The sequence below is a fragment of the Tianxiuia mixotrophica genome, from assembly GCF_050596425.1.
In the GTDB taxonomy this organism is placed as follows: Bacteria; Bacillota; Clostridia; order Peptostreptococcales; family Acidaminobacteraceae.
This window is the reverse complement of the sequence record NZ_CP192292.1, coordinates 2,752,266-2,767,181: the sequence shown is the minus strand read 5'-3', so window position 1 is coordinate 2,767,181 and position 14,916 is coordinate 2,752,266. Positions and strand designations below refer to the sequence as shown.

The 14,916-nt window shown below is 40.7% G+C and carries 11 protein-coding genes and 4 riboswitches; of the genes, 8 read left to right on the top strand and 3 right to left on the bottom strand.

All coding sequences use genetic code 11. The features are described 5' to 3' along the window. Positions 1-51 precede the first annotated feature (51 nt). The 5 genes from ACQ4KW_RS12080 (at position 52) to recA (ending at position 7,525) form a co-directional block, all read left to right on the top strand. Positions 52-3,201, top strand: coding sequence for a DNA translocase FtsK 4TM domain-containing protein (locus ACQ4KW_RS12080; RefSeq protein ID WP_430882734.1), 3,150 nt, complete (start codon positions 52-54; stop codon positions 3,199-3,201). A gap of 61 nt (positions 3,202-3,262) precedes the next feature. Next, positions 3,263-4,600 carry a 30S ribosomal protein S12 methylthiotransferase RimO gene (rimO, locus tag ACQ4KW_RS12075; RefSeq protein ID WP_430882733.1) on the top strand — a complete coding sequence of 446 codons (1,338 nt, stop codon included), beginning with the start codon at positions 3,263-3,265 and terminating at the stop codon, positions 4,598-4,600. Further along, complete coding sequence (gene pgsA, locus ACQ4KW_RS12070; RefSeq protein ID WP_430882732.1) at positions 4,601-5,128, top strand: CDP-diacylglycerol--glycerol-3-phosphate 3-phosphatidyltransferase; 528 nt, start codon at positions 4,601-4,603, stop codon at positions 5,126-5,128. Positions 5,129-5,138: 10 nt separating this feature from the next. After that, positions 5,139-6,374 (top strand): competence/damage-inducible protein A, encoded by a 1,236-nt coding sequence (locus ACQ4KW_RS12065; RefSeq protein ID WP_430882731.1) that lies wholly within the window; start codon positions 5,139-5,141, stop codon positions 6,372-6,374. 119 nt (positions 6,375-6,493) lie between these two features. Continuing rightward, positions 6,494-7,525 (top strand): recombinase RecA, encoded by a 1,032-nt coding sequence (recA, locus tag ACQ4KW_RS12060; RefSeq protein WP_430882730.1) that lies wholly within the window; start codon positions 6,494-6,496, stop codon positions 7,523-7,525. Between the two features lie 294 nt (positions 7,526-7,819). Here recA and ACQ4KW_RS12055 read toward each other — a convergent pair whose 3' ends face one another. Next, positions 7,820-8,011 (bottom strand): hypothetical protein, encoded by a 192-nt coding sequence (locus tag ACQ4KW_RS12055; protein WP_430882729.1) that lies wholly within the window; start codon positions 8,009-8,011, stop codon positions 7,820-7,822. A gap of 225 nt (positions 8,012-8,236) precedes the next feature. Further along, a riboswitch (glycine riboswitch) is annotated at positions 8,237-8,312 on the bottom strand. A 3-nt stretch (positions 8,313-8,315) separates the two neighbouring features. Continuing rightward, positions 8,316-8,417, bottom strand: a riboswitch (glycine riboswitch). Between the two features lie 311 nt (positions 8,418-8,728). Here ACQ4KW_RS12055 and rny point away from each other — a divergent pair. Further along, a complete protein-coding gene (gene rny / locus ACQ4KW_RS12050) occupies positions 8,729-10,273 on the top strand; it encodes a ribonuclease Y (RefSeq protein ID WP_430882728.1) in 1,545 nt (514 codons plus the stop codon). 441 nt (positions 10,274-10,714) lie between these two features. Here rny and lipA read toward each other — a convergent pair whose 3' ends face one another. Further along, positions 10,715-11,575 carry a lipoyl synthase gene (lipA, locus tag ACQ4KW_RS12045; protein WP_430882727.1) on the bottom strand — a complete coding sequence of 287 codons (861 nt, stop codon included), beginning with the start codon at positions 11,573-11,575 and terminating at the stop codon, positions 10,715-10,717. Between the two features lie 32 nt (positions 11,576-11,607). Beyond that, positions 11,608-12,588 (bottom strand): lipoate--protein ligase, encoded by a 981-nt coding sequence (locus ACQ4KW_RS12040; protein WP_430882726.1) that lies wholly within the window; start codon positions 12,586-12,588, stop codon positions 11,608-11,610. A gap of 409 nt (positions 12,589-12,997) precedes the next feature. Then, a riboswitch (glycine riboswitch) is annotated at positions 12,998-13,101 on the top strand. Between the two features lie 3 nt (positions 13,102-13,104). After that, positions 13,105-13,186: riboswitch (glycine riboswitch) on the top strand. Between the two features lie 88 nt (positions 13,187-13,274). On the opposite strand from ACQ4KW_RS12040, the gene gcvT reads away from it, so the two are divergent. After that, entirely contained in the window at positions 13,275-14,375 is a 1,101-nt protein-coding gene (gene gcvT / locus ACQ4KW_RS12035) for a glycine cleavage system aminomethyltransferase GcvT (protein WP_430882725.1), read from the top strand. A gap of 157 nt (positions 14,376-14,532) precedes the next feature. Then, the gene (gene gcvH, locus ACQ4KW_RS12030) at positions 14,533-14,916 is read left to right on the top strand and encodes a glycine cleavage system protein GcvH (protein ID WP_430882724.1); all 384 of its coding nucleotides are present in this window, start codon (positions 14,533-14,535) and stop codon (positions 14,914-14,916) included.

The window sequence follows — 14,916 nt, the reverse complement described above, 5'->3', positions numbered from 1 at the left end:
GTCGTGGTTGTAGTATTCTCATGTTATAATGAGTGGGAAAGAGGTGGTTATTTGGCGACGAAATCGAATTCAACAAAACAGTCAACAAAGAAAACTACTGGGGCAAAAACTTCATCAAGAAGTAAAAACAGTACAAAATCAGGGGCTGGATCAAAATCAACACGAACAAAATCGGGTAAGGCCACAGGTCAATCTAAATCACGATCTGGGACCAAGTCAAGCAATAAAAGAAAGTCATCTAAGAATCAAAAATTAATACGCTATGAAATAGAGTTGGTGCTTCTCTTCGCATTCACAGTCCTATCGGCTTTGAGTCTACATTCTAAGTCCATAGGGGTAGCGGGAGAGTTTATTAGCCATGTCTATTTGGGACTTTTTGGCGGTACAGCATACATAGTTCCTTATTTCCTTGCCGTCTTTATTTTCTTGGGCATCAATAAAAATCTGAAATCTGTTCGCAGAAGATACATGACAGCATTTGGGACGGCATTTTTGGCCATAATATTACTGCTCACCGTGAAGAGCATGGAAATTATATTGGAACTTTTAGACTTTAACAGCATGACCTTAACAAGTTTTGAAGGCATTCAATTGACTTATAAAAATGGCATTGCTGGACAAGGCGGTGGTGTGATTGGGTCGATTATAACTTTCGTTTTTACTGAGCTACTAGGAACAATTGGCACTTATTTTGTTATCTTTGTTTTATTTGTTATTGCACTTGTTCTGGGCACGCGTATTTCTATTTTAGAAATCTGGGAAAAGAGAAAAGTTGCGGCAGAAAAATTATCTTCAATTGAAGTGAATTTACCTGAAATTCATATGCCAAAGTTAAACAGCAAGCCCAAATCCGTTAAGGATGCACGCAAGCAGATGAAAGAGCTAAAAAAATCTACATCGACGCATAACATCAAGTCTGAAATAAAAGAAGTGAAAAGTCATGAACCAGACAAGCGATCCCCTATAGATGGACAACATATAGAAGATATGGAAAGTCATCAGGTTCGGGAAAGTCTACGCAATAAGGTTCGGGATTTTAGTGCCTTTGATTCGGATCATCAGTTAGATGACCAAGCGATTACGGAAAGAACCCTTCCGGGACATTCCTTTGAAGAGGATGCATCAGCTTCCACAAATGTGATGGGACGTCCTTTCACACAAGAACCTGTAACAGAAAGTTCTGTGACTGAAAGCACTGGTAATGAAAGTGACCACACGTCTATACGCATTGTTTCTGATGCACATACGAGCGATCCGGAAGATACAGACATTCCTCCATCTTCTATAGAGACAGACAAGGGGCTTTCAGATTCGACCAAGAGCTATGAGCTTGCGGATGACTCATCTATGGATGGTCAGGATGAAACACAATCTAACGAAGTCGATTCTGTTGAACCTGAGTTAAGTCAAAATGAGTCTAGTCAAAATGTAGACAAGGATGATGATTCAGACCAGGTCGATGATGGGGCAAGTGCTTATGATGATATTCCTGTAACTCTATTAAAAGAAGAGGACCACCTAGATCATGGAGATAACTTTGACGAGAGCTCTGGACAAAATCCAGGCCCTCTCAAGCAAGATCAAAGTCAGGGGGCAGGGGCAAATTCAGCTTCAACTCAGGCTCAAAATTCACAGGAAAGCCCACAGTCTAGTCAAGCTAAAAAGCCTGACAATCAGAAGCTGAAAAACTCTGATATTGATGCGGGCACCAAGTCCTCTGTAGAAAGCAATATTAAAAAGTCTGTCCAAGTGGACTACGAAAACTATAAATTACCACCTATGACAATTCTAAATAAAGTCAAGGCGCCTAAAAGTGCAAAAGACAATCAAGAAGTGATTGAAAAAGCGCACAAGCTGGAAGAAACACTGAGTCATTTTGGTGTTGAAGCCAAGGTCACACAAATCAGTAAGGGGCCTACAATCACAATGTTTGAGCTGGAGCCAAAACCAGGCACAAAGGTGAGTAAGATCACAAACCTAAGCGATGATATTGCTCTTAGCCTCGCGGCCCATCAGGTTCGTATTGTTGCTCCAATTCCAGGCAAAGCGGCCATCGGCGTGGAAATTCCTAATGAAGACAAATCTATGGTTGGTCTTCGTGATGTTATTGATACAGAGGATTTCAAAAAAGCCAAATCTAAGTTGACATTTGCCTTAGGAAAGGATATTTCCGGGAAAGCTATAGTGTCCAACCTAGCTAAGATGCCACATATGTTGATTGCTGGTGCGACGGGATCGGGTAAGTCAGTTTGTGTCAATGCCCTTATAAGCAGTATTCTTTTTAACGCGAAGCCCGATGAGGTCAAATTCCTGATGATAGACCCTAAGGTTGTTGAACTGAGCACATATAACGGCATACCACATCTGATCCTTCCAGTTGTGACAGATCCTAAAAAGGCTTCAGTGGCTTTAAACTGGGCCGTACAGGAAATGACAAGACGCTATCAGCTCTTCGCTGATACCGGCGTAAAAGACTCGGACAGCTACAATAGAAAAGCTGAGAAATACAATAGAATTTTGGCTGATGATGAAAAACCAAGGGAAAAACTTTCTAAGATTGTCGTCATTATTGATGAACTTGCCGATCTTATGATGGTGGCACCAGATCAGGTAGAAGATGCTATATGTAGACTGGCTCAGATGGCAAGAGCTGCCGGGATACATTTAATTGTTGCCACGCAGAGACCATCTGTTGATGTTATTACAGGTATAATCAAGGCCAATATTCCTTCACGTATTGCCTTTTCAGTGTCTTCGCAGACAGATTCAAGGACCATTCTTGATATGGCAGGCGCGGAGAAACTTCTGGGTCAAGGGGACATGCTTTACTATCCAACAGGCCAGTCTAAGCCCAAACGTATTCAAGGGGCATTCATTTCTGATGAAGAAGTGGAAGAGTTGGTTGATACCATAAAGAATCAAGTGGATGGCGTGACTTATGATGAAGAAATTTTAGAAACGACCATACAAGCCCAAGCTTCAGAGAATTCAGACGAGTATTTATCTGATGCCATTGAACTTGTTGTTCAATCTGGACAAGCCTCTGCATCCATGCTTCAAAGAAAGTTCCGTGTGGGGTATAATCGTGCTGCACGCATCGTTGATACCATGGAAGAACAAGGCATTGTCGGACCATCCCGTGGAAGTAAGCCGCGTGAGGTTCTAATCAGTAAGGAAGAGCTAGAAGAATTAAACATATAAGATTTTAAAGGTACCCGGTGTATAATTCTTTTTATATGCCGGGTTAGATTGAGGAGATTTCATGGAGTTAAAGGTCTATTTTGAAACGCTTGGATGTGCTAAGAACCAAGTGGACACAGAGGTAATGGTTGGTATTATGAGCGAGAATAAGTATTTCGCCATAGCTGACCCTCAAGAAGCTGATGTGATTGTTATAAACACATGTGGATTTATTGAAAGTGCGAAGACAGAGTCGGTTGAGACAATACTAGATTTATCTGAGTACAAAGAACATGGTAAGTGCAAGGCTCTGGTCGTAACAGGCTGTTTGGCTGAGCGCTACGCCGAATCACTTAAGGCGGAAATTCCTGAGGTGGATGCCTTTGTGGGCACAACACAATTTGATCAAATACTACCTATTGTTGAAGGCATTTTTGGAAGAGGATTGACGCAGATTCACATTGGTGATATTGATAAGTCCTTTGAAGAAAACTTGCCTCGTGTTCTGTCAACGCCAAAGCATATGGCTTATTTGAAAATATCAGAAGGCTGTGACAACCTATGCACATATTGTATTATTCCAAAACTACGTGGAAAATACAGAAGCCGTCATATGGAAGATATTGTTTTAGAAGCTCAAAAACTTGTTGCAGAAGGTGTTAAAGAACTCATCATTATTGCACAAGACACAACCCGGTATGGCATTGATCTCTATGACGATTATAAACTGGCTGAACTCTTAGAAGAACTCAATAAAATTGAGGGCTTAAAGTGGATTCGACTTCAGTATATGTATCCAGATGTTATTGACGAAAAACTTATAGGCGCCATTGCCAGTCTTGATAAGGTCGTAAAATATGTAGACATGCCAATCCAGCATGCTTCAGACAGTGTTCTAAAACGTATGAACAGACGGACTGATCAAGCTCAAATTCGTCGTGTTGTAACGAGTCTAAGAGATAAGGTTCCTCATATAAGTATCCGTACGACTCTTATTGTGGGATTCCCTGGTGAGACAAAGGAAGAATATGAGGCACTTAAGTCATTTGTTGAGGAAATGAAATTTGATAGACTAGGTGTTTTTGCTTATTCCCAAGAAGAAGACACGCCTGCGGCGAAAATGCCAGGTCAAGTTGAGGAAGACATAAAGTCTGAAAGACGTGATGGTATTATGGCCACACAGATTTCAATATCTGAGGAAAGAATGAATGGCCTTGTAGGACAAAATCTTGAAGTCGTTATTGAAGAAGTGGCTCAAGATGACCAAGAAGGCCTTGTATATATTGGACGTTCATCATTTGACGCACCGGAAATTGACGGCGTGGTTTACGTTCACGCGCGTTCAAAGCAAGAAATTGGATCGTTTGTTCATGTTAATATCACTGACGCATTAGAATATGACCTGATTGGGGAGATTTAAATGAATATTGCCAACCAACTTACAATATTAAGAATCCTTCTGGTACCCGTGTTCATGTATTTTTTGCTTGCGGGAAATATGAACCTGGCAGCAGCTATTTTCATCATTGCATCACTAACTGATTTTCTTGATGGATACTTGGCTAGAAAGATGAATTTAATTACAAACTTAGGCAAGTTTATGGATCCGCTGGCCGACAAGGTCCTTGTTATGGCTGCCTTTATATGTCTAGTAGAAATTGGTTCTGTCAGCTCATGGGCTGTGGTTATTATTTTAGGCAGAGAGTTTATTGTAAGTATTTTTAGGGCGGTTGCAGCAGCTGAGGGCATTGTTATTGCGGCAAGCTGGTGGGGCAAATTAAAAACGAATTCGCAAATGCTGGCCATTGTGCTCCTTCTTTTTAATAACACACCATTTGAAGTTATGAATGGTCAGTTGGCTCAAATTATACTTTGGATTGCCGTAGCCTTAACGGTGATTTCAGGTGTTGATTACATTATAAAAAATAAGCAGGTTCTGAAAGCATAGGAGGTATCTTATGAAGGCAGCGATTATCGCTGTGGGAACTGAGCTACTCATGGGAAAGGTAACCAATACAAATGCGGTTTACCTTTCTTCTGTTCTTAACGAACTTGGCGTGAGTGTTCTGTACCACATCACCGTAGGGGATAACCCTAGGCGTCTTGAAGAGGCCGTAAAGTCATATTTTGATGAAGTTGATATTATTATAACCACAGGTGGTCTTGGTCCCACACAAGACGATTTAACCAAAGAGATCGTCTCACAGGCTATGGGGGTGGAGGTTGGTCTAGACCCAGATCTTGTGCGGGATATTGAAGCCTATTTTGAAAGTCTGGGTCGGAAAATGACAGCCAGCAACCGAAAGCAGGCGGCAAAACCTGCCGGAGCCATAGTTATGAAAAACACCCAGGGCACAGCACCTGGTTTTATCCTTGAAAAAGATGGAAAAACTGCGGTTATGATGCCGGGACCGCCTCGAGAACTGGAAGCTATGACGCAAACTGGTCTTGTGCCTTATTTAAAATCCAAACATTCTGAGGAAATCACAAGTAAATGGATTCGTGTGTTTGGGATAGGGGAGTCAACGGTTGAAACCATGATTGAAGATTTGGTTTCTGGACAGACAAACCCCACTCTGGCCACATATGTAAAGGACGGCAGCGTTGCCATTCGAGTGACCGCTAACGGGACTACAGAGGCAGAAAACGAAGCCCTTATGGAACCTGTTGTTAAAAAGATTCGAGATAGATTCAAGGACAATATCTATTCTATGGAAGATGAAACCCTTGATGCTTGCCTAGCCAAAATTTTAATTGAGAACAATATACACTTTTCCTTGGCAGAATCATGCACAGGCGGTATGATTGCAGCCAGCCTAGTGGGACAGTCAGGCATATCAAAGGTCTTTGATAGAGGCTATGTCACTTACAGCAATGAAGCCAAGATGGAAGAACTGGGGGTTTCTGATCAAACCCTAAAAGCCTTTGGGGCTGTTAGTTCCCAGACAGCTGAAGAAATGGTTAGGGGTTTGAGAAGCAGACTGGGTTCAGACCTTTGTATCAGTGTGACTGGCATTGCTGGACCAGGTGGTGGCACTGCTGATAAACCTGTAGGACTTGTCTATATTGGCCTACTTTATAAAGGCCAAGTGAAAGTTTTCAAGCATCAATTCCATGGTGATCGAAAAAGAATACGCCGTTTTTCTGCAAATTATGCACTGGATCATGCAAGAAGAATGATTAAAGGAAAATAATGTAAAATATAATTTTTCGTGTTATACTATTGACACTGACGAATAATAGGTTATAATGAAAACAGAACAGGTGTTCGTGGAAAGGGCGGTGAAAACCAGACTCCATGTCTGGGAAAAATATGAAAGAAAAAGCTAAAGCATTAGATAATGTATTAGGACAAATAGAAAAGCAATTTGGAAAAGGTGCCATCATGAGACTTGGTGATGAGCCCACAAGCAGAAATGTAGAAAGCATCTCAACAGGTGCTTTGGATTTAGATATTGCGCTGGGTATAGGTGGCATTCCAAAGGGCCGTATCATTGAAATTTACGGACCGGAATCGTCAGGTAAAACAACAGTAACTCTGCACATGGTTGCAGAAACTCAAAGAGAAGGTGGCGTTGCCGCTTTTATTGATGCAGAGCATGCTCTGGATCCGGTTTATGCAAAAGCCATTGGGGTGGACACTGATAATCTGATTCTTGCGCAACCAGACACAGGTGAACAAGCCCTTGAAATCGTTGATGCACTTGTGCGAAGTGGCGCAGTTGATGTGATTGTAGTCGATTCAGTTGCCGCACTTGTACCTAAGGCTGAAATTAGTGGTGAAATGGGTGACAGTCATATGGGTCTTCAAGCGAGACTTATGTCACAGGCCCTTAGAAAGCTTACAGGTGTTATCAATAAATCTAAGTGTTCTGTTATTTTTATCAACCAGCTTCGTATGAAGATTGGTGTTATGTTCGGTAACCCTGAGACAACAACAGGTGGTAATGCACTTAAGTTCTATAGTTCAGTCCGACTGGATGTTCGTAAAATTGATACAATTAAAAAGAGCTCTGGAGATATACTTGGTAACCGTGTTAAAGTAAAAGTTATAAAGAACAAGGTGGCTCCACCATTTAAAATCGCTGAGTTCGATATTATGTATGGTGAAGGTATTTCTGCTGAAGGCAGTATCCTAGACTGTGCAGTGAAAGCAGAAATCGTTAAAAAGGCAGGCGCATGGTTCAGCTATAACGATGAAAAACTTGGGCAGGGACGTGAAAATGCAAAGGCCTTCCTTGTTGAGAATCCCGAACTTATGAAAGAAATTGACAACAAGGTGAGAGCTTTCTACGGTCTGCCGTGTGAAGCTGTTGAAGTGGAAAAAGAAGAAGAATCTGTGTAGGGGCTGAATAGACTTTATAATATATTCGCTCATTGAAACATAGACTGTTTCTAATAGGCTGTTCATGTGAAAATGAAACTGATGAGAATTCTGAGCTTTCTAAGCAGCCAATAGAACAAAATGAATAAAACAAAATGAATAAAACAAAATGAATTGAAACAAGGCCCTTTATCGTGGAAAACGACAAAGGGCCTTTATGCATGTGTGGCTTAAGTGAGGCGAGGAAGGCATGGTGCCTGACTGTTTTTTTAGCCTTTAACATGCTAAAGCTCTAGTCCTGAACAATGTGTGGTCCTAATTTGAAAGCACATACCTGTAAATAAGAGTGTGCTTTCCCTTGCGTTCTTTGACACCGGCTTTGAGAACTTCGACAGTGATGTTGTCACCACAGTCAATTTTTTGACCCTGAATGGCTTCAAAATATTTTTCCACATCTTCTGCCATGTCTGCTGAGACTTCACCCTTGACTCCCCACGGGAGTGCCATTACTTTTTCAGGGTCTCATGTGTCGCATATAGCTGCTTTTCTTTCTGCAATAGATTCATGGATGCTGGCTTTGAAAGCATCTTCAACATTTTGATTCTCTTCAAATTTCATATTGACCTCCTGGTTTTGTACGAGTATGTTCGGAACAATAGTGGTGCGCATTAAAAACTTTGTGAAAATGAAAACAAAAAAAGAACACATAAGGCATACCTATGCCTATGTATTCTCTGTTTACATACCTGAGAGCTTCACGCATTGAGCGTTTTCCCCGTCGGTGCTGGTTGAACCAGACTCTTCAGAGTGTCATCAAATCACGATCCTTTTGCCTGAAAGATTCTATAAAACGTGGCTGTAGTATATTGCTTCTTCGGCGTCTATATGGACAGATCTCTCTCGTGATTCTCATTTGACCACTGTTAATACTCTTTAACAAATAGGTGAATGCATTGCAAACACTAATATGTCATAAGTGAATTTACTATATAATACGGTTAAATATTAGCACAGGCAACTTGCATAAGCAAGAATAGTCAAAATATTAACAGAATATATTATGCCAATTTCCTTGTCGCCCGTTGAAGTAGCTTGACACTATTGTAAAAAAGAGTTAAAATGAATAAGGAACGGTGTATCTTGAAAACTAGTTATATCAATGCTTAAGAGACATTCGGCCGATACTGTCGGTCTTCCATGACTCGATGCAAAGGAGGTGAGCTTATGAACGGTGCATTTTACGTTATACCAGCAATCATATTCACTGCGCCTCTTGGATTCGGTCTAGGATATTTCCTTAGAAAACAGATCGCCGAAAAGAAGATCAAAAGTGCTGAAGAAAGAGCAGACCAGATCGTCTTTGAAGCAAGAAAAGCTGCTGAAACAGCTAAGAAAGAAAAGCTTCTTGAAGCTAAGGAAGAACTGCATACACTGCGTGCAGATCTAGAGCAAGAGACAAGAGAACGCAGAGGAGAGCTGCAACGTTTAGAACGTCGTAATCTCCAAAAGGAAGAAACTCTTGATAAAAAGACTGCCGCCATCGAAAAGAAGGAAGATAAACTTCAAAATAAGATGAGGCAACTTGAAAATCGAGAAGAGGCCGTTGAAAAGCTTTACCAGGATCAATTGAATGAACTGGAAAGAATTTCAGGTTATACAACTGAGGAAGCTAAAACACAGCTTCTTGCAGATGTTGAAAAAGAAATAAGACATGATGCTGTTGTTCTTGTTAAAGAAATTGAGAACAAAGCAAAGGAAGAAGCAGAGAAAAAAGCACAAGAGATTATTGCGATAGCAGTACAAAAATATGCTGCTGACTTCGTGGCGGAAACAACGGTTTCAGTTGTTAACCTGCCAAACGACGAGATGAAGGGTAGAATCATCGGTCGTGAAGGACGTAATATCCGTGCGCTCGAATCTCTCACAGGCGTTGATCTGATCATTGATGATACACCAGAGGCAGTTATACTGTCATCCTTTGACCCGATCCGACGTGAAACAGCAAGATTAGCCCTTGAAAAGCTAATTGTTGACGGTCGAATCCATCCAGCTCGTATTGAAGAGATGGTTGGTAAAGCGAAGAAAGAAATTTCTAAGCAGATCAAGGAAGCAGGCGAAAACGCTACATTTGAAGCCGGCATCCACAATTTACACCCAGAACTTGTTAAGCTACTGGGCCGTCTGAGATACCGTACTTCATACGGTCAGAATGTACTACGTCACTCACTTGAGGTATCTTACCTTGCAGGCATTATGGCTGCAGAGCTTGGCGCAGACGTTAGAGTTGCTAAACGCGCAGGTCTTCTACATGATATCGGTAAAGCCGTTGACCATGAAGTTGAAGGCACGCACATTGAAATCGGCATGAACTTGCTGAGAAAGTACAAAGAGTCTCGAGGCGTTATCCATGCCATGAGTACTCATCACGGTGATTATGAACCTGAAACAGTTGAAGCTGTTCTCGTCACAGCTGCGGATGCTATTTCAGCAGCCCGTCCTGGCGCAAGACGTGAAACACTACAGACTTATATCAAGAGACTGGAAACACTTGAAGCTATCGCTGATGGCTATGAAGGTGTTGAAAAGTCATTTGCTATTCAAGCTGGTCGTGAGATTCGCGTTATGATTGTTCCAGATAAGGTTTCAGATGATGACATGATTATTATGGCGAGAAATATGAAGAAACGCATTGAAGATGAACTGGATTACCCAGGTCAAATCAAGGTTAGCTTAGTTCGCGAAACAAGAGTCGTGGATTATGCTAAGTAAACCTTCTATACCTCTTATTTAATATAGATGTTCACATAGAGCGAATTAGATGGTTTTACCCCACAAGGTGCTTGCGCCTTGTGGGGTTTATTGGTTTTTTGACATAGTTAATCAATATATTTTAATTCTGTTTTTTTAGAACAGAATAGTGCGCGTACACAGACATTCATTATTAGACTCATGAATAATATTTATCTGAGAATTGAAAAATATGTAATCCTTAAAATTTATAAATAGCAGTGGGGATCTTGATGAATTAAGAAAATGTCTCTTACGGTAAAATCAGCTTCATTCTAGCATATGATCCGCTAGAATGAAGCTGATTTTGTGTAGGGTACTCTAAATTTTAAGTGAATGTACAATTACTGGACTTACCTGAAACTGAAAACACTCTTACAGAGTATTTCTTTTTTAATCATCTTAGCCATCTAACCATCTTGCTTAACCATCTTGACCATCAAAAATATGATCGGCTTTATAAGAACTACGAACTCTTGGGCCAGAAGCAACACCGTGGTAGCCTAAGGTCTTAGCGAAAACTTCATAGTCTTTGAATTTTTCAGGCGTGATGTATTCTGTGAGAGGCGCATGATCTTTTGATGGAGGCAAGTACTGTCCAACGGTTAATATGTCGCAACCATTTGCATATAGGTCTTCGATAACAGTCTTAACTTCTTCCTCTTTTTCACCAAGACCAAGCATAATGCCGGATTTTGTCAATATGGCTGTCCCTGATGATTTCACATTATTTATGAGCTGAAGGGACTGCAGGTAGTCAGCTTCAGGTCGAATATTGTCATAAAGCCGTGGCACTGTTTCGATATTATGGTTGATCACATCAGGTTGAGCATCAATAACCAATTTGAGGGCATCAAGATTCCCCTTAAAGTCTGGTATCAATACTTCAATTTTTGTATCAGGTGAGGCTGCTTTGATGGATTCTATAACAGCCTTGAAATGTGAGGCTCCACCATCTTCAAGATCATCTCTTGTCACTGAAGTCACAACAGCATATTTTAAGTTTAGGGCTTTAACAGCCTGGGCAACACGTTGCGGTTCATCAGGATCAAGTGGCGAAGGACAGCCGTCTGTGACATTGCAAAATTTACAGTGTCTTGTGCAAGTGTTTCCAAGAATCATAAAGGTTGCTGTTCTATTGCTATAGCATTCCACACGGTTTGGACAATTTGCTTCCTCACAGACCGTATGCAGACTTAGACTTTGAAGTGTTTTTTTCACGTAGTTCAGTTCTTTTGTGTTGTGAAGGCGAACTTTTAGCCATTCGGGTTTTCGCTCAGTCATCTGAACCTCCTATTGTCATAAATAATGTGTTCTTAGTTAAAAAGTTGAAGCATTTCATCAAGTCCAATGCCTGACAAGTATTTATCGAGATCAATGGCGCTGAGGGCTTGTTTAACGGATTCTGTTTCATGTTTAACGCCGACAAGAGCCTTTTCAACCTCGCTAATATCAGCTTGACTGAAGAAGTCTCCATAGATTTTAGCTGATTTTATAAGACTGTTTTTGACTTCTAAGTTGATTTCAACAAGACCGCCAGGGAATTTTTCTTGGTTCATAAAATTATACTTGGGTGACGCGCCGTAGTTCCATTCCCAATTTGCAAAACGGTTTGTCTCAATTTTTTTTATGGCTTCTATGTCCTCATCGCGAAAAGTATAAGTCTTAGAGCCAGGAAATTTGTCTAAAATATGCTGATTGGTCTTGTCCATGAAAGTCTCCACGGTCATTTTTTCTGATAAATGCTCGGCAATGTTGGTCACACGACTTTTTACCGATGTGACCCCCTTGCTTTTAAACTTGAGCATATCAGGCGAAAGGGCCTTACCAAGCAACTCCATGTTTGAAGAAAAGAGTAGAGTGCCATGGTGAAGAAGTCTATTTTTGTGCTTGAACTGGGCATTTCCAGAAAATTTTCGACCATTTACAAGCAAATCATTCCGTCCAGAAAATTCAGCGGGCACACCCAGAGAATTTAAGAGTTCCAGTATTGGGGCAGTGAATTTTCTGAAGTTTGAGAACCCATCTCCAGAATCAGTGGAGATAAAGGCAAAATTTGTATTGCCGAGGTCATTATATACAGCACCACCACCGGATAGACGACGTATAACCTTTATCTTGTGATCTTCCACATACTGGACATTTATTTCCTTACGGGTGTTCTGGTTTTTTCCAATCAGAACGGTTTTATCAGCCTGCCAGAGCATGAAAGCATCCTCTTGAAAGGTTTTCAAAATGTATTCCTCAGCAGCCATATTAAAACTGGCAGAAGTGTTAGGATTAAGTATTACGAGCATGTGGTCCCCCTTTAAATTTTTGTTGGAAACTGGTGTATTTTAGACGACTGATTCAGACGCCACTCAGCTGAGGTTTTATACATGCAGACGTGTGGACTGTCTCATAGGGCGTCTAAAAGATATTTTGCAAGTTTTGAAAGTTCTAATTTCAAAATGCAGTGAGAATCAATTAAATACGCATATGGCACAAATAACCTTTTACGTGTGTTTAAATAACATCATAGGGTATAAGACAACAACTTGTAAATCCCCTAATATTTTTTTATACCATGAAAAATTGACCTCAAACAAATGATTTCAATGTCTTTACAACTTTCAAGATTTCAGAAAACATTGATATTTTATAAACTATCCTTGCATAAAGTCAAAAAAATAGCTAATATATCCATAACATCAAATAACTTGCCAGACGATAATTTCGAGAGATACCCAAAGGGTAGCCGAAGAAGCAATTTGCATTATATTCCTGATAGGTGCAAAGAAACTTTCAGGCCAACAGATCGAGATTGGATGGCACTCTGGAAAGCTAGGCTTGGCTTAGCACCGAAGGAGACAATACGCTCATTTGCGTAGAAAACTCTCAGGTAACCATACAGAGGATCTCAGGGCTAGATTAACTATGCCTGAGATCCTCTTTTTTCATTCAACAAATTACATATTATACCAAATGGGGAGGTGCATTACCAGTGACGTTAAAGAGAACACCACTTTATGAAAAGCATGTTGAAGCAAAGGGAAAAATCATTGAATTTGCAGGTTGGGAAATGCCGGTGCAGTATGAGGGCTTAACTGAAGAGCACAAGGCAGTTCGAAACCAAGCTGGTATATTCGATGTGTCTCATATGGGCGAAGTTGATGTAACAGGGCCTGCGGCTGCAGACTTTGTACAGTTCTTAGTGACCAACGATGCTTCAGTCCTTGAAGACGGACAAATCATGTATGCCCTTATGTGTCAAGAAGATGGCGGTGTTGTAGATGATTTACTTGTTTACAAATTTGATAAAAATCACTTCTACTTGGTGATCAATGCGGCCAACATAGACAAGGACTTCGTATGGATCGAAAATGTATCAGCGGCCTTTGACGTAAAAGTTGAAAATGTTTCTGACACCATCGGGGAAGTCGCAATACAGGGTCCGCTGGCCCAAGACATTCTTCAAAAGGTTATGTCGTTTGACCTGAAAGATCTTCCATTTTTCTATAGTAAGCGGGATGTAGATGTGGCAGGGGTTTCCTGTATGGTTTCAAGAACAGGTTACACTGGTGAAGACGGATTTGAGGTCTATGCAAGTGCAGCTGACATTGCCAAGGTATGGGAAGCTCTACTAACAGCTGGAGAAAAAGATGGCTTAAAACCAGCTGGGCTTGGCGCGAGAGATACTTTAAGGTTTGAAGCTTGCCTGCCTCTGTATGGGCATGAAATCAATGAAAGCATCTCACCACTGGAAGCAGGCCTTAGCTTTTTCGTAAAGCTAGAAAGTGACGATTTCATAGGGCGTGAAGCCTTGATCAAGCAAAAAGAGAATGGGATTTCACGCAAGCTTGTTGGCTTTGAACTGGACAAAGGAATAGCTCGACAAGGATGTGAAGTGTTCAAGGATGGTCAAAAGATTGGTTTTGTAACAACAGGGTACAAATCGCCAACTTTAGGAACTAGCATTGGACTTGCCCTTGTGGAGAGAGAATTTGGAACAATGGGGGACACCTTTGACATTCAAGTTCGTAAAAACCTTAGACAGGGCAAAATAATAAGCAAGAGATTCTACAAAAAGAATTATAAAAAATAATTATTTTAAATACATAGGTTAAACAAAAGACATGAAAAGTATATTTTTAAGTTCACCACAAGGCTTATAAACATTTATTAAAAATGATTTATCAGGGTTAAGTGATGCTTTGAGTGTATGCTTATACAGATGTCTAAATTTCAGGAGGTAATGGATTATGAAAATTGTTCAGGGACTATTTTATTCAGAAGATCATGAATGGGTGAAGGTTGAAGGCAATAAGGCAAAGATCGGTATCACTGATTATGCACAACACCAAATGGGGGATATTGTTTACGTGGAATTGCCTGAAGAAGATGATGAACTAGAAGCTGGCGAAAGCTTTGGTGTCATTGAATCCGTTAAAGCGGCATCAGACTCCTTCTCTCCAGTGACAGGTACTGTCACTGCGGTGAATGAAGATATAGAAGATGACTATGCGGTTCTCAATGAAGATCCATACGAAAACTGGATTTTGGAAGTGGAATTGTCTGATGCGTCTGAACTAGACAAGCTAATGGATGCACAAAAATATGAAGCATTCACATCAGAGGAGGCATAA

Excerpts from the sequence above, each read along its gene's own strand:
- rimO (WP_430882733.1), top strand. The coding sequence starts at position 3,263 with ATGGAGTTAAAGGTCTATTTTGAAACGCTTGGATGTGCTAAGAACCAA.
- pgsA (WP_430882732.1), top strand. The coding sequence starts at position 4,601 with ATGAATATTGCCAACCAACTTACAATATTAAGAATCCTTCTGGTACCC.
- ACQ4KW_RS12065 (WP_430882731.1), top strand. The coding sequence starts at position 5,139 with ATGAAGGCAGCGATTATCGCTGTGGGAACTGAGCTACTCATGGGAAAG.
- recA (WP_430882730.1), top strand. The coding sequence starts at position 6,494 with ATGAAAGAAAAAGCTAAAGCATTAGATAATGTATTAGGACAAATAGAA.
- ACQ4KW_RS12055 (WP_430882729.1), bottom strand. The coding sequence starts at position 8,011 with ATGGCACTCCCGTGGGGAGTCAAGGGTGAAGTCTCAGCAGACATGGCA.
- rny (WP_430882728.1), top strand. The coding sequence starts at position 8,729 with ATGAACGGTGCATTTTACGTTATACCAGCAATCATATTCACTGCGCCT.
- lipA (WP_430882727.1), bottom strand. The coding sequence starts at position 11,575 with ATGACTGAGCGAAAACCCGAATGGCTAAAAGTTCGCCTTCACAACACA.
- ACQ4KW_RS12040 (WP_430882726.1), bottom strand. The coding sequence starts at position 12,588 with ATGCTCGTAATACTTAATCCTAACACTTCTGCCAGTTTTAATATGGCT.
- gcvH (WP_430882724.1), top strand. The coding sequence starts at position 14,533 with ATGAAAATTGTTCAGGGACTATTTTATTCAGAAGATCATGAATGGGTG.